We start from the raw sequence: 2,332 nt of genomic DNA, 5'->3' as shown, positions 1-2,332 counted from the left end.
GAAGGTGATGATGACCGCCGGCCGGCCGGCGAGCGTGCCGATGACGCTGCCGTCATGGGCGGTCACCGGCAGCGGGCAGGACACGCCCTTGTAGGCGAGATGGCCCATCAGCCCGAGGAAAAACGGCAGATCCGCCTTCTCGACGCGTTTCTCATAGAGCGTCAGGATGTAGGAGCCGCTCGAGGTGTGCAGCAGGAAGTTCGAGTTCTCGGTGCCTTCGGCGATGCCCTTGTAGGACAGGAGATCGCCGACCGGATAGTGCTTCAGGAATGCGCCGAGTTCGCCTTCCGCGACGTCAGTGTAGACCGCCATGTGCCTTACGCGGCTCCATTGACGAAGGCCATGTCGGCCCGCGTCAGTTCGACATCGCGCAGTACCCGCATGACCGGAAAATCCTCCGTTTCCGTGGCCGTGATGGCCAGATCGATCGTGACATCGAAGCGCTGCCGGAACGCGTCGATGATCTCGTCGACGATGATTTCGGGCGCCGACGCGCCGGCCGACAGGCCGAGCGTCGAAATGTTGCCGATGTCATTCCACGGAATCTCGGCGGCGCGCTGCACGAGAAGCGACATGGTGGCGCCTGCACGCTCCGCCACTTCGACAAGTCGTCGCGAATTGGATGAATTCGGCGCGCCGACGATCAGGTAGAGATCGGCGCCCGGCGCGGTGTCCTTGACGGCTTCCTGGCGGTTGGTGGTGGCATAGCAGATCGATTCCGCCGCTGGCGCCTGCAGCGCCGGAAAGCGATCCTGCAAGGCGCGGATGATGCCGGCGGTGTCCTCGACCGACAATGTGGTCTGGGTAACGAAGCCTAGCGCCTGCGGATCGACGGGCGAGAGCTTTGCGGCATCGGCTTCGGTTTCGATCAGGGTCACCGCTCCGTCCGGGAGCTGGCCCATGGTGCCGATCACCTCGGGATGTCCGGCGTGACCAATCAACAGCACATGACGGCCGAGCCGCTGATGGCGCATCGCCTGCTTGTGGACCTTCGACACCAGCGGGCAAGTGGCATCGAGATAGAAGAGATTGCGCGCCTTCGCATCCGCCGGCACCGATTTCGGCACGCCATGCGCCGAGAACACGACCGGCGACTGCCGATGTTCGGCCGGGATCTCGGAGAGTTCCTCGATGAAGACGGCGCCAAGGCTTTGCAGCCCCTCGACGACGTAGCGGTTGTGCACGATTTCATGGCGGACGTAGACCGGCGCGCCATATTTCTTCAGCGCCAGCACGACGATCTGGATGGCACGGTCGACACCGGCGCAAAAACCGCGCGGCTGGCAGAGCCGGATCGTCAGAGGTGGTTTGGTGGTTGTCTGAAGCATTAAATCCGGGCCGGTTGATCAAAGCCGAAATGAGGTGCGCACCCCTGCCCTGTCAAGGGCATCGGTAGAAAGGGGGCGTCGCTCGCGTTCATTCCTCTTTCGCGGGGCGGCGAAGCCGCAGGATGAGCACGGCGGCGAGCGCTGCGGCAAGCCCGTACCAGGTGACGGCATATTGCAGATGGCTGTTCGGCAGGTCGATGATGGTGACGCCGCCAACCGGCAATCCGCCTGGATTTGGCGTCTTGTCTGCGTCGATGAAGATCGGCACCAGCGTGAACCCAGCCGGCAGGCCCGCGCTCGCCGCCATGACGTCGCGGTCCTTCCAGTAGAAGATGTTCTTCGCCACATCGTTGTCGGGCAGCATCATCGACGGCTTTGCTGGCAGGGGGTTGCGAGCGAGCCCCGTGACCGTCACTCTGCCGGTCACCTGTCCCTTGGCGCGCTTGGCGGCGTCCTTCAGATCGTAAGGCACGAAGCCACGATTGATCAGGACGAAGCGGCCGTCGTCGAGCGCCAGCGGCGTGTAGACATTGAAGCCGGCATCGCCTTCCCAGGTCGCGTAAAAATGCCGTTCGCCTTGATGCAGGAACGTCCCGGTGACGGCGACGGGCGTATAATCGACGTCCCCGGTGGCTGCGAATTCTTTCTCGACCTCGGCCAGCGGCCGCGGCGCTGAATGAGTGCGCTGGTCGATGGTCTGCAGAAGGCCTTCCTTCCAATAAAGGCGCTGCACCTGCCAGGTGCCGAGCACCAGCAGGATCAGGAACAGCACAAGGCCAAGGCCGAGCAGCAATGCCGTCCTAGGCCGCGATCGGCCATCGGCTTTAACGGTTGCCTCGCTCATTCGCCGCGATCCAACCGGCCTTCGGCCGCCTTGTTGCGGTATTGCAGCGTCAGCAGCACGCCTTTGATCAGCCGCAGCGCCGCCAGGCACAGCACGACAGCCAGCGGAATCCAGACCAGCAGATGCAGCCAGAGCGGCGGGCTAAGCGTGACTTCAAACC

General features: G+C 63.6%; 4 protein-coding genes. All 4 read right to left on the bottom strand.

Annotated elements, in window-relative coordinates; all coding sequences use genetic code 11:
- Positions 1-312: phosphotransferase (locus tag EN932_RS34215; protein ID WP_164890785.1), on the bottom strand; the 312-nt coding region annotated here is incomplete at its 3' end.
- Positions 313-317: 5 nt separating this feature from the next.
- Positions 318-1,328, bottom strand: a complete 1,011-nt coding sequence (gene ispH, locus EN932_RS34210) for a 4-hydroxy-3-methylbut-2-enyl diphosphate reductase (protein ID WP_013532771.1) — start codon at positions 1,326-1,328, stop codon at positions 318-320.
- Between the two features lie 88 nt (positions 1,329-1,416).
- Positions 1,417-2,172, bottom strand: coding sequence for an SURF1 family protein (locus EN932_RS34205; RefSeq protein WP_164890784.1), 756 nt, complete (start codon positions 2,170-2,172; stop codon positions 1,417-1,419).
- On the bottom strand, positions 2,169-2,332 hold a 164-nt coding region (locus EN932_RS34200; protein WP_128369441.1), incomplete at its 5' end, for a DUF983 domain-containing protein. The genes EN932_RS34200 and EN932_RS34205, both read right to left, overlap by 4 nt.

The sequence above is a fragment of the Mesorhizobium sp. M7A.F.Ca.US.002.01.1.1 genome (assembly GCF_004022955.1).
In the GTDB taxonomy this organism is placed as follows: domain Bacteria; phylum Pseudomonadota; class Alphaproteobacteria; order Rhizobiales; family Rhizobiaceae; genus Mesorhizobium; species Mesorhizobium ciceri.
The sequence above is the reverse complement of the archived record's forward strand: the minus strand, read 5'-3'. Positions and strand labels throughout refer to the sequence as shown.